Consider the following 15,642-nt stretch of genomic DNA (forward strand, 5'->3'; position numbering starts at 1 on the left):
GCGATCCCGCCTCAGACCGTCAGCCCTCGCACCAGCAGATCCAGCAGCGCGCACACGAACAGGGCGATGCCGATGAAGCCGTTGACGCTGAAGAAGGCCCGGTTGAGGCGGGACAGGTCATGCGGGCGCACGATCGAGTGCTCGTACACGAACGCTCCCGCGACGATCATCAGGCCGACCCAGAAGAACCCACCAGCCTCGGTGGCGACGGCGTACCAGACGAGGAGGGCCGTCGTCAGGGCGTGGCAGACCCGCGCGCCCCGGATCGCCGCCGGGATGCCGAAGCGGGCCGGCACCGACATGACCCCGATCTCCCGGTCCGTCTCCACGTCCTGGCAGGCGTAGATCAGGTCGAACCCGCCGATCCAGATGCCGACCGCGAGACCGAGGATCACCGCGTCCCAGGACCAGGACCCGGTGATGGCGAGCCAGCCGCCGACCGGCCCCATCGCCTGGGCGAGCCCGAGGATGGCCTGCGGGAAGTTCGTGAACCGCTTGCCGTACGGGTAGACCACCATCGGGATCACCGCGACGGGCGCCAGGGCCAGGCACAGCGGGTTCAGCAGCGCCGCCGAGCCGAGGAAGACGACGACCGCGACCAGCGCCCCGGTCCAGGCGTGCTTCACCGACATCGCCCCGGTGACCAGCTCGCGCTGGGCGGTGCGGGGGTTCCGCGCGTCGATCTCCCGGTCGATGATCCGGTTGACCGCCATCGCGAAGGTGCGCAGGCCCACCATGCAGATCGTCACCAGGAGCAGCCGCCCCCAGTGGATGTTCCTGTCCCACTCGTACATCGCGGTCAGCGCGGCGATGTACGCGAAGGGCAGCGCGAAGACCGAGTGCTCGATCATCACGAGGCGCAGGAAGCCCTTCACCTTCCCGGTCGGCTGCGGCGCCGGGCCCGGGCCCACGACCCCGTCGGCGGTGGTCATCATGCGAGGCTCCCGAGGAAGGCGTCGAGGTCGGTCAGGAGAGCGGCGACGGGCAGCGGGCCCGTCTCCACGGTCAGCGGGGTCGCGGTCTCGTCGGGCGGGGTGACGTGCGCGGTGAAGGCGTACGCGTCCGGGCCGGACGGGCTGGCGTCCAGCCGCAGGGCCGCTCCGCCGTCGACGGTGAACGGACCGTCCGCCGCGAGGAGTTCCGCGCGCAGCCGCTCCGCGAAGTCGGCGGGTTCCGCGTCGCGCACGCCGGGCAGCTCGAAGCCGTCGCCGTCGCCGCCGCGCTCGAAGAGGACGGCCCAGGTGTCACCGGCGCCGGCGAGTTCCTCCGGGGTGACGCCCGCCTGCTCGGCGGCCTCCCTGACGCCCGGGTCGGCCGGGTCCAGCGCGGGCCGCACGAGGGCGACGTAGTCGGTGTCGGTGCCGATGAACAGGGCCGGGCCGCCCTCGGCGTCGGGGCTCACAGTCCGTACTCCTTCCACCGGCGGTCGACCTTCGCCGCCGTCTCCGGGTCGGACAGCACCATGTCGGGCCAGCCGCCGTCGCGGGTGTAGCCCTCCTCGGGCCACTTCTTCGTCGCGTCGATGCCCGCCTTGCCGCCCCAGAACTGCTGGTAGGAGGCGTGGTCGAGGTGGTCGACCGGTCCCTCGACGACCGAGAGGTCACGGGAGTAGTCCGTGTTGCCCAGCGCCCGCCAGGCGACCTCGTGCAGATCGTGGACGTCGCAGTCGGCGTCGACGACCACGATCAGCTTGGTCAGCGACATCATGTGTGCCCCCCAGACCGCGTGCATCACCTTCTGCGCGTGCTTGGGGTACTTCTTGTCGATCGAGACGATCGCGCAGTTGTGGAAGCCGCCGGCCTCGGGCAGGTGGTAGTCCACGATGTCCGGGACGATGATCTTCAGCAGCGGCAGGAAGAACCGCTCCGTGGCACGGCCCAGCGGTCCGTCCTCCGTCGGGGGGCGGCCCACGACGATCGACTGGAGCAGCGGCCGCTTCCGCATGGTCACGCAGTCGATCGTCAGCGCCGGGAACGGCTCCTGCGGGGTGTAGAACCCGGTGTGGTCGCCGAAGGGCCCCTCCGGCAGCATCTCGCCGGGCTCCAGCCAGCCCTCGATGACCACTTCCGCCTGCGCCGGGACCTGGAGCGGGACCGTCTTGCAGTCCACCATCTCGATCCGCTTGCCCGCGATGAACCCGGCGAAGAGGTACTCGTCGATGTCACCGGGGAGCGGGGCCGTGGAGGCGTACGTGACGGCCGGCGGGCAGCCGAAGGCGATCGCGACCGGCAGGCGCTCACCACGTCGGGCGGCGACCTGGTAGTGGTTGCGGCTGTCCTTGTGGATCTGCCAGTGCATGCCGATCGTGCGCTTGTCGTGGCGCTGGAGCCGGTACAGACCGAGGTTGCGGATGCCGGTCTCCGGGTCCTTGGTGTGGGTGAGCCCCAGGTTGAAGAAGGACCCGCCGTCCTTGGGCCAGGTGAAGAGCGCGGGAAGCCGGTCGAGGTCCACGTCGTCCCCGGTGAGGACGACCTCCTGCACCGGCGCGTCCTTGATCTTCCTCGGCGGGACGTGGGTCATCGCGCCGAGCTTCCCGAACGCCTCGCGCACCCCCACGAATCCCTGCGGGAGTTCGGGGCGCAGCAGCCCGCCGATCTTGTCGGAGATGTCGCCGTAGGACTTCAGGCCGAGGGCCTTGAGCAGCCGGCGGTCGGTTCCGAAGACGTTCATCGCGAGCGGCATGGCCGACCCGCGGACGTTCTCGAAGAGCAGCGCGGGGCCGCCCGCCTTCTGCACGCGGTCGACGATCTCCCCGACCTCCAGATACGGGTCGACCTCGGCCTTGATCCGCTTGAGGTCTCCCTCGCGTTCCAGTGCCCTGAGCAGGGAGCGAAGATCGTCGTAAGCCATGGGGTCCAGTATCCCCGAGCCGCTACCCTGACCCCGTCAGGGGCCCGTCACAGGCTCCACACACCGTTCCCTGGGGGGCCAACGCACATGTTCCGGCTGCTGATGTACCTGATCCCGCTGGCGCTGACGATCTACGCGTTCATCGACTGCCTCAACACGCCCGAGGACGAGGCGAAGCACCTGCCCAAGATCGCCTGGGTCTTCATCATCCTGCTGTTCTGGATCGTCGGTCCGATCGCCTGGCTCGCCGCGGGCAAGCTGCGCACCCCGCCGGCGAACGGCCGCACCCCCTCCGAGTGGCACCGCAACCACCGCATGGAGTACGTCGCCCCGGACGACAACCCCGAGTTCCTGAACTCCCTCAAGGCCGACAACAAGAAGGACGAGGCCCTGCTGAAGGACTGGGAGGCGGACCTGCGCCGCCGCGAGGAGGAGCTCAAGCGCCGGGAGCAGGGCGAGGACCCGAGGACCAACTGAGCGCACGCCCGCGCCCGCTCAGCCCGCCTTCGCCGGGTCGACGCCGTACAGCGCGGCGGCCGTGACGGCCTGCCGGGCCCGGCAGGTGTGCTGTGCGTCGGCGGGGGCGGCCCACAGGGGGACCAGCCGGGTGGCGGCGGCCGCGGGGTCCATGCGCAGGTAGTGGCAGACGCCGTTGACGCGCAGGGCGACGGCGTAGACCCCGGCGCCGGCCTCCTGGCCGGAGAGGTCGGTCACGGTGTCCGTGGCGGAGACCAGGCGCCGGTCGGTGAGGAACCGGGTGGCGCCGTCGGCCGTGTGGTCGTAGCCGGCGGCCGACATCTCGCGGTAGGAGTTCGCCGTGTCGGGCTGCCGTGCGAGCAGTCCGCCCAACTGGGCCGCCAGACTGCCGGGCCGGCCGTCGGCCCGGGTGACCGGGCAGGGGAAGGCGGTCCGCCGCACGCTGTGGGCGCCGAAGGCGAAGGTGAGGCGGTAGCAGCGGACCGGGTAGGCGTCGGCGTCGACGGTGGTCCCGGTGGGCGGCATCAGCCCGAGCACCACCTCGGCCGTGTGGGAGATCCCCTGGGAGCGGATGCTCAGCACCGCCCCGCCGTGCTCCTCGGTCTGCGCGACGAGCGTGCCCTCGGTGAACTGCCCGCCGTAGGTGCCGCCGCCCGCCGAGTAGAAGCCGGCGGTCAGGTCCTGGCGCAGATCCTGGGCGAGAGCGGCGGCCTGGGCGTCGACGGCCGACGTGTCGGGGCCGGTGAGCCGCTGGTACAGCAGGGTGCCGCCCACTCCCGCCGCCGCGGCGACCAGGGCGGTCGCGGTGACCAGCAGTCCCCGCAAGGCGGTGCGCTTCCTCATGTCTCCCCCAGTCGCAACGGCCCCCGCAGAAAGGGCCGTTGCACTGTAGCCCCGGCGTCCGAACGCCGGCCCGCCGCACCCCCTCAGCCGACCGTGGTCGAGTCCGGGCCGGGTCCGAGGGCGACGGCCGGAACGCGGGGCTCAGGGGTGTCACTCACCGATGTCCTCGTTCCACAGGGCCGGGTTCCTCTCGATGAAGTCGCGCATCATCCGCACGCACTCGGGGTCCTCGACCAGCACGATCTCCACCCCGTGCCGGGCGAGCCAGTCGTGGCCGCCGTGGAAGGTGGTGGCCTCCCCGACGACGACCCGCCCGATCCCGAACTGCCGGACCAGACCGGAGCAGTACCAGCAGGGCGAGAGGGTGGTCACCATCGTCGTGCCGCGGTACGACCGCTGCCGCCCCGCCGCCCGGAAGGCGGCCGTCTCCGCGTGCGTGGCGGGGTCGTCGTCCTGGACGCGCCGGTTGCGGCCGCGCCCGAGGAGGGTGCCGTCGGCACCGTAGAGCGCGGCCCCGATCGGGATGCCGCCCTCGGCGAGCCCGGCGCGGGCCTCCGCGACGGCGGTGGCGAGCCACCGGTGTGCCTGTGCCTGGTCCATGTCTCCCGCTCCCGCTCATCGCGCCCCGGACGGACCGCTCACCGCAGAGTGACAGCATGCGGTCCGTTGAAGGGCGCGTAACACGTGACCGTGGGGGGCGTCCGCAGCACGTCGTCCTCCGCGAACAGTTGCCGCACGGCCTCCTGGGAGACCTCCCCGCTCACCACCGGCGCCACCCGGTCGTAGAACTCCCGCGAACGCTGCGGCAGCGGTGTCCCCGGCTCCCCCTCGTCCTCGCCCCACACGTCCCACAACAGGGTCTCCACCTTGTTGAGCGCGGCGAGGTCGAGGCGGATGTTGCCCGCCACGAACCGCTCCCCGAAGAAGGGTCCCTCCGCCGGCGGATGCAGTCCGAAGGTCTCCTGGTCCGCCCCGCCCTCCCGGATCGCCCGCCAGGCCTCACCGGCGACGAGGAACCGGGACCGGGGGACGTCCATGGGGTCGAAGTCCACGGGCCAGTGCGCGGTGATCTCCGGGTCCGCCAACTGCGCGTCCGCCAGCACCCACCCCCGCCCCTGGTCCCAGTACTCGGTGACCACGTGGTCCCCGTGGAAGCCGGTCGGCCCGAAGTAGTCGGCGAACCCCGACCGCAGCCGGGCCGGGACGCCGGCGTGGCGCAGCAACGAGACGTGCAGCAGGGTGAAGTCACGGCAGGTCCCGACGAACCGGTCGGCCGGCTCGCGCCGCACGGTCAGCGGGGCGTCGTTTCGCGCCACGACGATGCGCAGGATGTCGTCGAGGTAGCGGGACTCCGCGTCGTTGTGGAGGCGGTCCTCCGGGTGGGTGTGGCCGAACAGGCCGCCTTCCAGCCGATGGATCATCAGGTCCCGTGCGACACGGGCCAGTCGGGCGGGGTCGCGCGGCAGCCCGTCGTAGCGGCGGGCGAGGTCGCCGGGGTCGGAGAAGGTGCTCTGCTCGGCGTAGAAGGAGAGGGACACGACGGCCTCCCGGAAGGGTGTCATCGACCACACGTTCGATTGCGGGCCGGTGCGTCTCACCGTGTCAAAATTCGCCGCGAAATGTCCAGGAGGCGGCCGAGCTCACACCGGTGACGGTCCCGGGACGACGCTTTCGTAACCAAACGGACACCACGCGATCTAGTCCGAACCAACTCCCCCTCCCTACCCTGGGGTTGATAAACAGCGCGCATGGGGGGAATGCGGGTGCACAGACGGCTGCACGGGCGCGGAGCGCTGTTCGACACGGACCCGGCGGGGCTCGCGCCCCGGCTCGTGGGGCTGCGGCCGCACCAGCACCGGGCCACCGCGGTGGAGCACCCGCAGGAGATCCCCTTCGTCGTGCTCACCGGCGCGCGCGGAACGGGCAAGAGCGCCCTGCTCGCCGAGTTGCGGGCGGCCTACCAGGGGCACACCCCGGTCGCCCTGGTCGACTGCGAGGCACCCGAGTTCGCGGCGCCGCCCGCGGGCCGGGACGCCGAGGCCTGGTCCCCGGTGTCACAGGCCCTGCTGGTCATCGCCGAGCAGCTCGCCGAACCGGTGACCGGCGCCGGGCGGATCGCCTTCCCCCGGCTGATGTCAGGGCTCGTCGCGGTCGCCGCCGGAGGATGGCGGGACGCCGACTCGGAGCGGATCCGGCGCGAGGTGGAGCGGATCCTGCTGCTCAACGAGAGCGGCTCCTGGATCGCCGGGTTCGCCGGCCGCTGGGCCGGACGCGTCGCCGCCAATGTCACCGCCGCCGCGACCGGCACCGGCCCGCTGCTGTCGTCCGCCATCGAGGCGACCCTGGAGTCCATCTCCGACAGCTTCGTCCACCGCCGTCAGCAGCGCGCCGCCACCTGGTGGCGGGACTACCCCAACGCCGGCCGCAACGCCCGGCGCGGACTCATGCTGCTGTCCGGGCACTTCAGGGCCGGCGGCACCTCCCGCGACCACGCCGAGCGGCATCTGGTCCGGGCCCTGCTCGCCGACCTCACCGACGCCTACACCGGCGTGCTGCCCCGCATGCAGCGCCTGGGCCGCCCCCTCGTCCTCGTCGACAACGCGCAGTCCGCGCCCGGCCCCGGCCTCACCGACCCCGTCCTGCGCGACCGCTCCGAGGGCGTCTCCGACCAGGTCGTCTTCATCGCCGCGCTGCGCGGCACCGGCCGGCCCGCCCTGCGCAACGCCGTACGGCACACCCTCCCCGAGGTCGCCCGGCGCACCGACTGGACGCCCGACCCCGCCTCGCCCTCCTCCCGCGCCCTGCTGGTCTCGCTGCCGCCGCTGACCGCCGACGACACCCTGCACATCGTCGACGAGCACCAGGTGCCGCCCCGACTCCCGCCCGCCGTGCACCGGTTGACCGGCGGCAACCCGCTCGGCATCACCCTGCTCACCGAGTCCGCCGCGCAGAACGGCACCGCCTTCCTCGGCGAACTGCTCACCTCGGACGTACGGCTGAGCGAGGACCACGACGGCAGACCCGCCTACGTCGAACTCCTGGACCGGCTCGTGCCCGCCGACCGGCTGGAGGAGCTGACCGTGCTGGCCGCCGCCCACGACCACGACTCCGCCACCGCCCTGGCCGAGGCCCTCCTGCCCGACGACTTCGGCCCGGCCGACGTACGGGCCCTGCAGACCCGGCTCGTCGAGGAGGGGCTGCCCGAGGTGCCGGGCCGGTTCGTCGGCGACCCCTTCGTGCGGACACTGCTGCTGCTCCGGCTGCACCACCGCGCCCCCGACCACGGGCGCTGGCGCGCGGCCCACGAGACACTGATCGCCCACTACGCGCCCACCGACGCCGACGAGGCCCGCGCCCGCTACCGCCTGCACCACGAACTCGCCCTCGGGGCCACGGAGTCGGCCGTCGCCCACCTGCGCGACACCTTCACCGGGCTCGACACCCGCACCTGGCTGCGCACCCTGCGCTTCGTCGCCTCGGCGCCCTACTTCCACGCGCACGACGCCGAGGGCCACGACTTCGCCGCCCGCGAGGACCGGCGCGCGGCGATCGCGCTCGGCCACACCGACGCCGTCCAGTGCGTGCCGGACGGCGTGGACGCCGTGCTGCACCTGCGGGTACGACGGCTGCTGCACGCCGTGTGGCAGCTCACCGACCCGCTCGCGCTGCCCGACCCGAAGGTCTGCGACCGGCTGCGCTTCGAGCTGGAGCAGCTCTCCAACCTGCGCCCGGCCGGCAACGCGCTGCTGTGGCGGGCGTCCCGGGACTGGCCCGAGGACGCGCTCGCGGGGCGCCCGCTCAGGGTCCCCGACGGCACCGACGACAGCGACGACGGCGAGGGGGAGGCGTGATGGCCGGCCGAGGCTTCGGAACACGGCTGCGGGAGGGCGTGTGGGAGATCCCGCTGCGCCGGTACGTCGCCCTGCTGCTCACCCTGGTGGTGCTGGGCGCCCTGGGCTTCGCCGTCCGCACCCTCGCCCACGACGACCGCTCCTGCGCGGCCGGGGTGGCCCGACCGGAGGGCAGCGACGAGTGCGTGGGCGTCTCGGCGACCGGCTACGACTGGGGGCGGGCCCCGCTGCGGCCGGTCGTCCGGGCGATCGACCGCGAGAACCGGGCCATCAGGGGCCCGTACGTCACCGTGGCCCTCCTGGAGCCCTTCACCGCGACCGACGCCGACAACCTCGGGGACGTGCTGCACGAGCTCCAGGGCGCGTACCTCGCGCAGTACCAGGCCAACCACCGGTCCAACGGGACCGTCCCCGCGATCCGGCTGGTGCTCGCCAACCCCGGTGCCACCGGCGCCCACTGGGAGTACACCGTCGACCGGCTGGCGGGCATGACCGGCGGCACGGACCGGCTGCGGGCGGTCGCCGGGGTCGGGCTGAGCACCGCCGCCAACAAGCGGGCCGTCAGCGCGCTCACCGCCCGCGGCATCGCGGTCATCGGCACCTCCATCACCGCCGACAACCTCGCCAACGGGCAGAACGGCAAGGACCCCTTCCCCGGGCTCGCCCGGGTGGCGCCCACCAACACCGACGAGGCCCGCGCGCTCACCTCCTTCGCCCAGGTCGCCGCCGACAAGGCGGTCCTGGTCCACGAACAGAAGGCGGACGACCCGGACAACGGCGACCCCTACTCGCTGACCCTCCAGCGCTCCTTCGAGAAACTGCTCAAGGGATCGCCGTACGCCCCCTGGTCGTTCAACCCGCCCGACGACCGCAGCCTGGAGGGCAGCACCGCCAACGACTTCGAGCAGATCACCCACCTGGTCTGCGACACGGACGCCGGCACCGACACCGTCCTGTTCGCCGGACGGCACACGCAGTTGCGCCAGTTCATCAACGCGCTCGGCGAACGCGGCTGCCAGAAGCGGAAGTTCACCCTGCTCACCGGCGACGAGGCCTCCTACCTCACCGGCGACAGGGAGCTGGACCGGGACGCCCTCGACCGCAACCTCACCGTCCGCTACACCGCGCTCGCCCACCCGGACGCCTGGCTCCAGGCCCCGCCCGCCACCGGGGGCTCGGCCGCCGACGCGCAACTCCTCATGGACCTGGTGCGCGAGGGCCAGGGCGACAAGGTCGGCCCGATCGGGGACGTCGACCTGGAGGACGGGCAGCTCATCATCGCCTACGACGCGATGCGGCTGACGTACCAGGGCATCCGGTTCGCCAAGGGCACCAAGGACGTCCCCACCCTCGAAGAGGTCCGCAACGAGTGGCGGCTCATCAAGGGCACCCAGCAACGGGTCGACGGCGCGAGCGGCTGGATCTGCCTCGACAACCACGGCAACCCGTACGACAAGGCCGTGCCGATCGTGGAACTGACCCCGCAGGGCACCGCCCGCTTCGTGCGGATCGCCTGGCCGGAGGGGAAGCCGCCGGCGAAGGAGTGCCTGCCGCCCTCATAGGGCGGTGCCGAGGGTCTCCAGCAGCCGCTCGAACCGGGCCCGCCACGCGGACTCGGTCTCCCCGTGACCCTCGTACTCGTGCGTGAAGCGCAGGACCGAGCCGTCGTCCCCGTCCCGCTCCAGATGGAAGCGGACCCGGCCGCCCCGCTCCAGCGTGTACTCGGCGACCCGGTCCACGTCCCACGCGGTGACCTGCCCCTGGCCGAGGCCCGGCAGCGCGACCGCGCCACCGAGCCGGGGTTCGAGCGCCCGCACCCCGGTCCACCAGGCGGCGAGCCCCTCCGCGGTGGCCACCGCCGGCCAGGCCCGCTCCATGGGTGCCGGCAACCGCACCAGGAAGTGCAGGACGCGGGTGCTGCCGTGGGTCTGGCTGCTGCCGTGTTCGACGGAACCGGTCATGCCTCCAGGGTCACCCGGAGCCCCGCCTTCCGCACGTGGTCAGACGCCCGCGTACGAGTGCTTGCCGGAGACGAAGATGTTGACGCCGTAGTAGTTGAACAGCCAGCAGCCGAAGGCGAGCATCGCCAGGTAGGCGGCCTTGCGGCCCTTCCAGCCGGCCGTGGCGCGGGCGTGCAGGTAGCAGGCGTAGGCGACCCAGGTGATGAAGGACCAGGTCTCCTTGGGGTCCCAGCCCCAGTAGCGGCCCCACGCGTCGCCGGCCCAGATCGCGCCCGCGATGATCGTGAACGTCCACAGCGGGAAGACGGCCGCGTTGACGCGGTAGGCGAACTTGTCGAGGCTCGCGGAGGCCGGCAGCCGGTCGAGGACGGAGTTCGCGAACCGGCCGGGGGTGCCACCGCTCGCGATCTTGTTCTCGTAGCTGTCCTTGAAGAGGTACAGGATCGTGGCGACCGCGCCGACGTAGAACACCGCGCCGCAGAAGATCGCGGTGGAGACGTGGATGTACAGCCAGTACGAGTGGAGGGCGGGAACCAACTGGTCGCTGGCGGTGTACAAGACGGTGACGGCGAGACCGAGATCGAGGAGGACCGTGGTGACCAGGAACAGGCCGAGCCAGCGCACGTTCTTCCGCAGGGCCAGCAGCCCCAGGTACACGGCGACCGCCACCGTGGAGAAGGTGATGTTGAACTCGTACATGTTGCCCCAGGGCGCCCGCTCCACCGAGGCCGCGCGAGCGACCACCCCGGCGAGCTCGACGACGAAGGCGAGCACCGTCAGGGAGATGGCGATACGCCCGTAGAGGTCGCCCTGCTCGTCCCCGCCGTGGGCCCCCGGCCCGTCCGGCACGTCCCGCGCCCCGGCCGCCGACCGCACCACGACCTGCGGCCGCTCCAGTACGGCGGTGCTGCCGCCCTGGTTCACGGTGACCGCGGGCGCCTTGGCCCTGGCCTTCGTGTCGGCGGTGAGCGCGGCGGCGGTCCGTCCGACCTTGCTGCGGCTGCCGAAGAGCCATTCGGCGATGTACGCGAAAAAGGCCAGGGTGTAGACGGCCATGGAGGAGTAGATCAGCGTGTTGCTGATGTTGGCGAGGTGCTCGTTGGTGGCGGTGGCCAGCTCGGTTGCGGCGGCGAGAGTCACTTCTCAGCCCCTTCGGAGGGTGCTTCTTGGGGTTCGGGAGTGGATTGCCCGTTGGGCGGCTGCGGGTCCGTGGGGGCTTGTCGCGCAGTTCCCCGCGCCCCGGAGCGGGGTGCCGTACTCGGCGATTGGTCGTACAGCACTCCCGCCAGCTCTCCCAGTTCTTCGGGTACCTTCGCCGACTCGCTGCGGCCGAGGCCGGCCATCTCGACGACCGTCACGCCGTCGTCGCCGCGCACCGCGCGCACCCACACCCGGCGGCGCTGGATGAACAGGGACGCGGCGAGGCCGAAGATCGCGGTGAGAGCGCCGCCGAGGGCCCAGCCACTGGCGGGCTGCTGGACGACCTGGAAGTTCGCCCACTGCTTGGTGCCCTCGTAGGTGACCGAGCCGGCGCCGTTCGGGAGCTGCATGGTCTGGCCGGGCTTCAGGTTCTGCCTGAGCTCCTGGCCCTTGGCATCCTTGAAGTCCTTCACGTGCGACTTGTCGAGCTGGTACACGCTCTGCGGGATGCCCGAGTCGACACCGAGGTCACCGTGGTACGGCGTGAGGTTGAGCACCGGGTTGAGCAGCGCGGGGAAGGTGGAGGCGGTCTCGCTGCCCTTGGTGTAGGTCGGCAGGAAGAAGGCCGAGATGCCGAGCTGCTCGCTGACGCCCTTGGCGTTCCGGTAGCCGTCGAGGACCTTGATCACACCGGTGGAGGTGACGTTGGAGTCCAGCGGCAGCAGCGCGACCGCGTCATGGAAGACGACGTTGCCCTTGCCGTCCCGCACGGTGATGAGGGGGGCGTAACCGTGGGCGGTGAGGTAGACCTTCGCGTCGCCGATCTCCAGCGGCTCGTTGACCTTGACGAGGGTCTTGTGGTCCTTGCCGTAGGCGCCCTCGCTGTAGGTGATGGCGGCCTGGTAGAGGCGCGGGGTGCCCTTGTTGGGTCCGGAGGTCTCGTAGGTGCCGGTGAACTTGTTCAGCCTGAAGCTGAGCGGCACCAGGTCGCCGGTGTCGAAGAGGTTCCCGGACTTGAAGTCGTCGTACTGGGTGAGGGTGTTGGAGAAGCCGTCGCCCTCGACGACCAGCTTGTTGCCCTCGGACTTGAAGAGCTGGCCCCAGGCGAAGGCGGTCAGCATCACGATCAGCGCGATGTGGAAGGCGAGGTTGCCGACCTCGCGGAGGTAGCCCTTCTCACCGGCGACGTTGTCGCCCGCGAGGTGGGCGCGGAAATGCCGCTTCTTCAGCAGGGCGAGCGCGGCATCCCGGACCTGCTCGGGCTCGGCCCCGGTGCGCCAGGTGGTGTAGGCGGGCAGCCGGGTCAGCCGCTTGGGCGCGCCCGGCGGGCGGCTGCGGAGCTGCCCGACGAACTGCCAGGTGCGGGGCACGATGCAGCCGATGAGGGAGACGAACAGCAGGATGTAGATCGCGGAGAACCACACCGAGCTGTAGACGTGGAAGAGGCCGAGCTTGTCGTAGACGTCCCCGAGGGTGGGGTTCTTCTTGACGAAGTCGGCGACCTTCGTGGCGTCGGTCCCGGTCTGCGGGATCAGCGAGCCGGGGATCGCACCGAGCGCCACCAGCAGGAGCAGCAGCAGCGCGACCCGCATGGAGGTGAGCTGGCGCCAGAACCAGCGGGCCCAGCCGATCACCCCGAGCGAGGGCAGGTTCGGCGCGGACTCGACGGGCGCGGTGGAGAGCTGGGAGCCGGCGGCCCCGAGGTCCTGGTCGCCGACGGAGGCGTCGGGGGTGTCGGGTGCGGTCTTGCTCATGGATCAGATCCCCACAGTGAAGCCGGCGGACCAGGACTGGACGTCCTGCACGAGTCGGTCCCACGCGCCGGTCAGCAGCAGCAGTCCGGTCACGATCATCATGGTGCCGCCGATGCGCATGACCCAGACGTAGTGGCGCTTGACCCAGCCGAAGGCGCCGAGCGCCTTGCGGAAGGCGACCGCGGCGAGCACGAAGGGCACCCCGAGGCCGAGGCAGTAGGCGACGGTCAGTATGGCACCGCGGCCCGCGCTGCCCTGCTGGGAGGACAGGGCGATCACCGAGGCGAGGGTCGGGCCGATGCACGGGGTCCAGCCGATGCCGAACAGCGCGCCGAGCAGCGGGGCGCCGACCAGGCCCATGGTGGGCTTGTTGTGGAAGCGGAACTCCCGCTGGGTCATCCAGGGCATCAGGCCCATGAAGAAGACGCCCATGAGGATCATGAGCACGCCCAGCACCTTGGACAGCACGCCCTGGTTCTCCTGGAGCGTCTGGCCGAAGTAGCCGAACAGCGCCCCGCTGGAGACGAACACCGCGGTGAAGCCGAGCACGAACAGGGAGGCGCCCGCGACCATCCGGCCGCGCCGGGCCTCGGCGAGATCGGTGCCGGTGACGCCGGTCACGTACGACAGATAGCCGGGGACCAGCGGCAGGACGCACGGGGAGAAGAAGGAGACGAGGCCGCCGAGGACCGCGATGGGCAGGGCGAGAAGCAGGGCGCCGTTGAGGACGGTGCCGTTGTAGCCCGTCTCGGCGGCGAGCGTGACGACTGCGCTCACGTCACTTCTCCGCCAGGACCGGGTCGATCATCTTGCGCAGCTTGCTCTCACTGAGCGCGGCCAGGGAGCGGGCGGCGATCTTCCCGTCCCGGTCGATGACGAGCGTGGAGGGCACGGCCTGCGGGTTGAGGGTGCCCTTGGCGAAGCGGAGCATCAGCTTGCCCGTCGGGTCGTACAGGCTGGGGAAGGTGATGCCCATGTCCTTCTCGAAGGCGCGGGCGTTCTGAACGCTGGTGTCGCGGGTGTTGACGCCGACGAACTGCACGCCCTTGCCCTTGAGCTCCTTGTGGACCGCTTCCAGGTTGGGTGCCTCGGCCCGGCACGGGGCGCACCAGGAGCCCCACATGTTCAGGACGACGACCTTGCCCTTGTAGTCGGCGACGTCGAGCCGGCCCCCGTCGACGGTCTTGCCGGACAGGTCGGGGGCGGTGCCCCGGTCTCCCTGCTCGGCTGTCGAGATGCCGTCCGCGCCCATGATGAAGTTGGTGTCGCCGCCGCCGCCCGAGGTGCCGCCCGAACTGCAGGCGGACAGGGTCAGCGCCGCTGCTGCGGCACCCGCGGTGAGCAGGGCGGTGCGGACTCGGGAGCGGCTACGGCTGGCGGCACTCATGTGAAAAGTTTCGCATGCCCGTTCCGGGGATCTTGAGCACCCCCCTTGCGGGCGGAAACCCGCATTTCAGGCAGCGTTCGAGGAGGGTGTCGAGGACCCCTTGAGGAACGTCTTCCAGCCACCGGCCGGCTCCTGGCCGACATCGAGCGTGCGGAGCTTGGCGAGCACCTCGGGCTTCTGTACGTCCATCCAGTCGACGAACTGCCGGAAGGAGACCATGCGCACGTCGGCGCCCTTCTCCTTCTCCCGCGCGATGTGCTTGAAGGCCTCCTCGACGGCGTCCATGTAGATGCCGCCGTTCCAGTGCTCGAAGTGGTTGCCGACGAAGAAGGGGGCGCGGTTGGTCTCGTAGGCCCGCCGGAAGCCGGCGATGTAGGCCCCGGCGGACTGCCTGCGCCAGGCCGGGTAGTTGTACGCGGGCGCGTTGGTCGAGTTGACCGACTGGTTGGCGAGCATGTTGTAGTCCATGGACAGGACCTCGAAGCCGCGTCCGGGGAACGGTATCGCCTGGAGCGGCAGGTCCCATATGCCGTTCTTCTTCTCGGGCCAGACCTGGCGGCCGCCGGGCGAGGAGGCGTCGTAGCGCCAGCCGAGCTCGCGGGCGGTGGGCAGCAGCTTGTCCTGGCCCAGCAGGCAGGGGGTGCGGCCGCCGACGAGTTCTTTGTCGTAGTCGAAGGGCAGCGCGGGCAGGTCGGTCCAGCCGGTGTTGGTGCGCCACTCCTTGACGAAAGCTTTCGCCTGCTCGATCTCGCTCTTCCACTGCTGGGGCGTCCAGTTGCCGACGGTGCCGTAGCCGGAGCAGAAGTGGCCGTTGAAGTGGGTGCCGATCTCGTGCCCCTCGAGCCAGGCCCGGCGGATGTTCGTCAGGGTCGCCTTGACGTGCTCGTCGGTGAGGTAGCCGATGTCGGAGGCGCCGCGGGGGTTGTTCGGGGGGTCGTAGAGCCGCTTCTTCGACTCGGGCAGCAGATACAGCCCGGAGAGGAAGAAGGTCATGTGCGCCTCGTGCTTCCTGGCGAGGTCGAGGAAGCGCGGGAAGAGGCCGTTGCCGACCTCGCCGGCGCCGTCCCAGGAGAAGACGACGAACTGCGGCGGGGTCTGGCCGGGCTCAAGGGGCACCGGCTTGCCGGGCTGGTGGGGCTGCTTGCCGGTGAAGGAGGTGGAGCCGTCACCGATGGGGCGCGCGGTGACCGGCTTCTTACTGGGCGAGGCGCTGGGGGCCGAGGCGTGGGTCACGCCGTCCGACTTGCTGGGGGTCCCGCACCCCGAGAGCCCCACGGCCGCCGCGGCGCCCGCACCGAGCCCGAGTGCTCCCCTTCGGCTGACAGTGCGCATGCTTCCCCGATTCGTTCACGTTCTCCGGTGGTCACCCAGTCAGAGGA

The 15,642-nt window shown here is 71.3% G+C and carries 15 protein-coding genes; 3 read left to right on the plus strand and 12 right to left on the minus strand.

The window, feature by feature from the left end; all coding sequences use genetic code 11:
- Positions 1-11: 11 nt before the first annotated feature.
- The 3 genes from mqnP to ACZ66S_RS09160 are packed head-to-tail and all read right to left on the minus strand — an operon-like array spanning position 12 to position 2,850.
- Positions 12-935 (minus strand): menaquinone biosynthesis prenyltransferase MqnP, encoded by a 924-nt coding sequence (gene mqnP / locus ACZ66S_RS09150; protein ID WP_469900743.1) that lies wholly within the window; start codon positions 933-935, stop codon positions 12-14.
- Positions 932-1,402 (minus strand): hypothetical protein, encoded by a 471-nt coding sequence (locus ACZ66S_RS09155; protein WP_469900745.1) that lies wholly within the window; start codon positions 1,400-1,402, stop codon positions 932-934. The genes mqnP and ACZ66S_RS09155 overlap by 4 nt, the downstream gene beginning before the upstream one ends.
- Entirely contained in the window at positions 1,399-2,850 is a 1,452-nt protein-coding gene (locus tag ACZ66S_RS09160) for a menaquinone biosynthesis decarboxylase (protein WP_469900746.1), read from the minus strand. Before ACZ66S_RS09160 ends, ACZ66S_RS09155 begins: the two co-directional genes overlap by 4 nt.
- Before the next feature lie 87 nt (positions 2,851-2,937).
- On the opposite strand from ACZ66S_RS09160, the gene ACZ66S_RS09165 reads away from it, so the two are divergent.
- On the plus strand, positions 2,938-3,327 hold the full coding sequence (locus ACZ66S_RS09165; RefSeq protein WP_469900747.1) for a PLD nuclease N-terminal domain-containing protein: 390 nt from the start codon (positions 2,938-2,940) through the stop codon (positions 3,325-3,327).
- An 18-nt stretch (positions 3,328-3,345) separates the two neighbouring features.
- Here ACZ66S_RS09165 and ACZ66S_RS09170 read toward each other — a convergent pair whose 3' ends face one another.
- The 3 genes from ACZ66S_RS09170 to ACZ66S_RS09180 form a co-directional block, all read right to left on the minus strand.
- Complete coding sequence (locus tag ACZ66S_RS09170; RefSeq protein ID WP_469900748.1) at positions 3,346-4,170, minus strand: hypothetical protein; 825 nt, start codon at positions 4,168-4,170, stop codon at positions 3,346-3,348.
- 150 nt (positions 4,171-4,320) lie between these two features.
- A complete protein-coding gene (locus ACZ66S_RS09175) occupies positions 4,321-4,770 on the minus strand; it encodes a nucleoside deaminase (RefSeq protein ID WP_469900749.1) in 450 nt (149 codons plus the stop codon).
- A gap of 38 nt (positions 4,771-4,808) precedes the next feature.
- Positions 4,809-5,732: a transglutaminase-like domain-containing protein gene (locus ACZ66S_RS09180; RefSeq protein ID WP_469900750.1), complete on the minus strand. Its 924-nt coding sequence runs from the start codon at positions 5,730-5,732 to the stop codon at positions 4,809-4,811.
- Positions 5,733-5,927: 195 nt separating this feature from the next.
- Between ACZ66S_RS09180 and ACZ66S_RS09185 the strand changes: the two genes are divergently transcribed.
- Both ACZ66S_RS09185 and ACZ66S_RS09190 read left to right on the plus strand, forming a co-directional pair.
- Positions 5,928-8,021, plus strand: coding sequence for a hypothetical protein (locus ACZ66S_RS09185; protein WP_469900911.1), 2,094 nt, complete (start codon positions 5,928-5,930; stop codon positions 8,019-8,021).
- Entirely contained in the window at positions 8,021-9,583 is a 1,563-nt protein-coding gene (locus ACZ66S_RS09190) for a type 1 periplasmic-binding domain-containing protein (protein ID WP_469900752.1), read from the plus strand. The genes ACZ66S_RS09185 and ACZ66S_RS09190 overlap by 1 nt, the downstream gene beginning before the upstream one ends.
- Here the strand turns inward: ACZ66S_RS09190 and ACZ66S_RS09195 are convergent.
- The 6 genes from ACZ66S_RS09195 to ACZ66S_RS09220 all read right to left on the minus strand — a co-directional run bounded on the left by ACZ66S_RS09195 (position 9,578) and on the right by ACZ66S_RS09220 (position 15,595).
- The gene (locus ACZ66S_RS09195) at positions 9,578-9,982 is read right to left on the minus strand and encodes an SRPBCC family protein (RefSeq protein WP_469900753.1); all 405 of its coding nucleotides are present in this window, start codon (positions 9,980-9,982) and stop codon (positions 9,578-9,580) included. The two genes, ACZ66S_RS09190 and ACZ66S_RS09195, sit on opposite strands and share 6 nt — an antisense overlap.
- Before the next feature lie 39 nt (positions 9,983-10,021).
- The gene (ccsB, locus tag ACZ66S_RS09200; protein ID WP_469900755.1) at positions 10,022-11,122 is read right to left on the minus strand and encodes a c-type cytochrome biogenesis protein CcsB; all 1,101 of its coding nucleotides are present in this window, start codon (positions 11,120-11,122) and stop codon (positions 10,022-10,024) included.
- Positions 11,119-12,876, minus strand: a complete 1,758-nt coding sequence (gene resB / locus ACZ66S_RS09205) for a cytochrome c biogenesis protein ResB (RefSeq protein WP_469900756.1) — start codon at positions 12,874-12,876, stop codon at positions 11,119-11,121. The genes ccsB and resB overlap by 4 nt, the downstream gene beginning before the upstream one ends.
- A 3-nt stretch (positions 12,877-12,879) precedes the next feature.
- On the minus strand, positions 12,880-13,653 hold the full coding sequence (locus ACZ66S_RS09210; protein ID WP_469900757.1) for a cytochrome c biogenesis CcdA family protein: 774 nt from the start codon (positions 13,651-13,653) through the stop codon (positions 12,880-12,882).
- A gap of 1 nt (position 13,654) precedes the next feature.
- Positions 13,655-14,263 (minus strand): TlpA family protein disulfide reductase, encoded by a 609-nt coding sequence (locus ACZ66S_RS09215; RefSeq protein WP_469900758.1) that lies wholly within the window; start codon positions 14,261-14,263, stop codon positions 13,655-13,657.
- Between the two features lie 66 nt (positions 14,264-14,329).
- Positions 14,330-15,595: a polysaccharide deacetylase family protein gene (locus tag ACZ66S_RS09220; protein WP_469900760.1), complete on the minus strand. Its 1,266-nt coding sequence runs from the start codon at positions 15,593-15,595 to the stop codon at positions 14,330-14,332.
- Positions 15,596-15,642: the final 47 nt, after the last annotated feature.

The organism is Streptomyces sp. NPDC107471, from assembly GCF_055582845.1.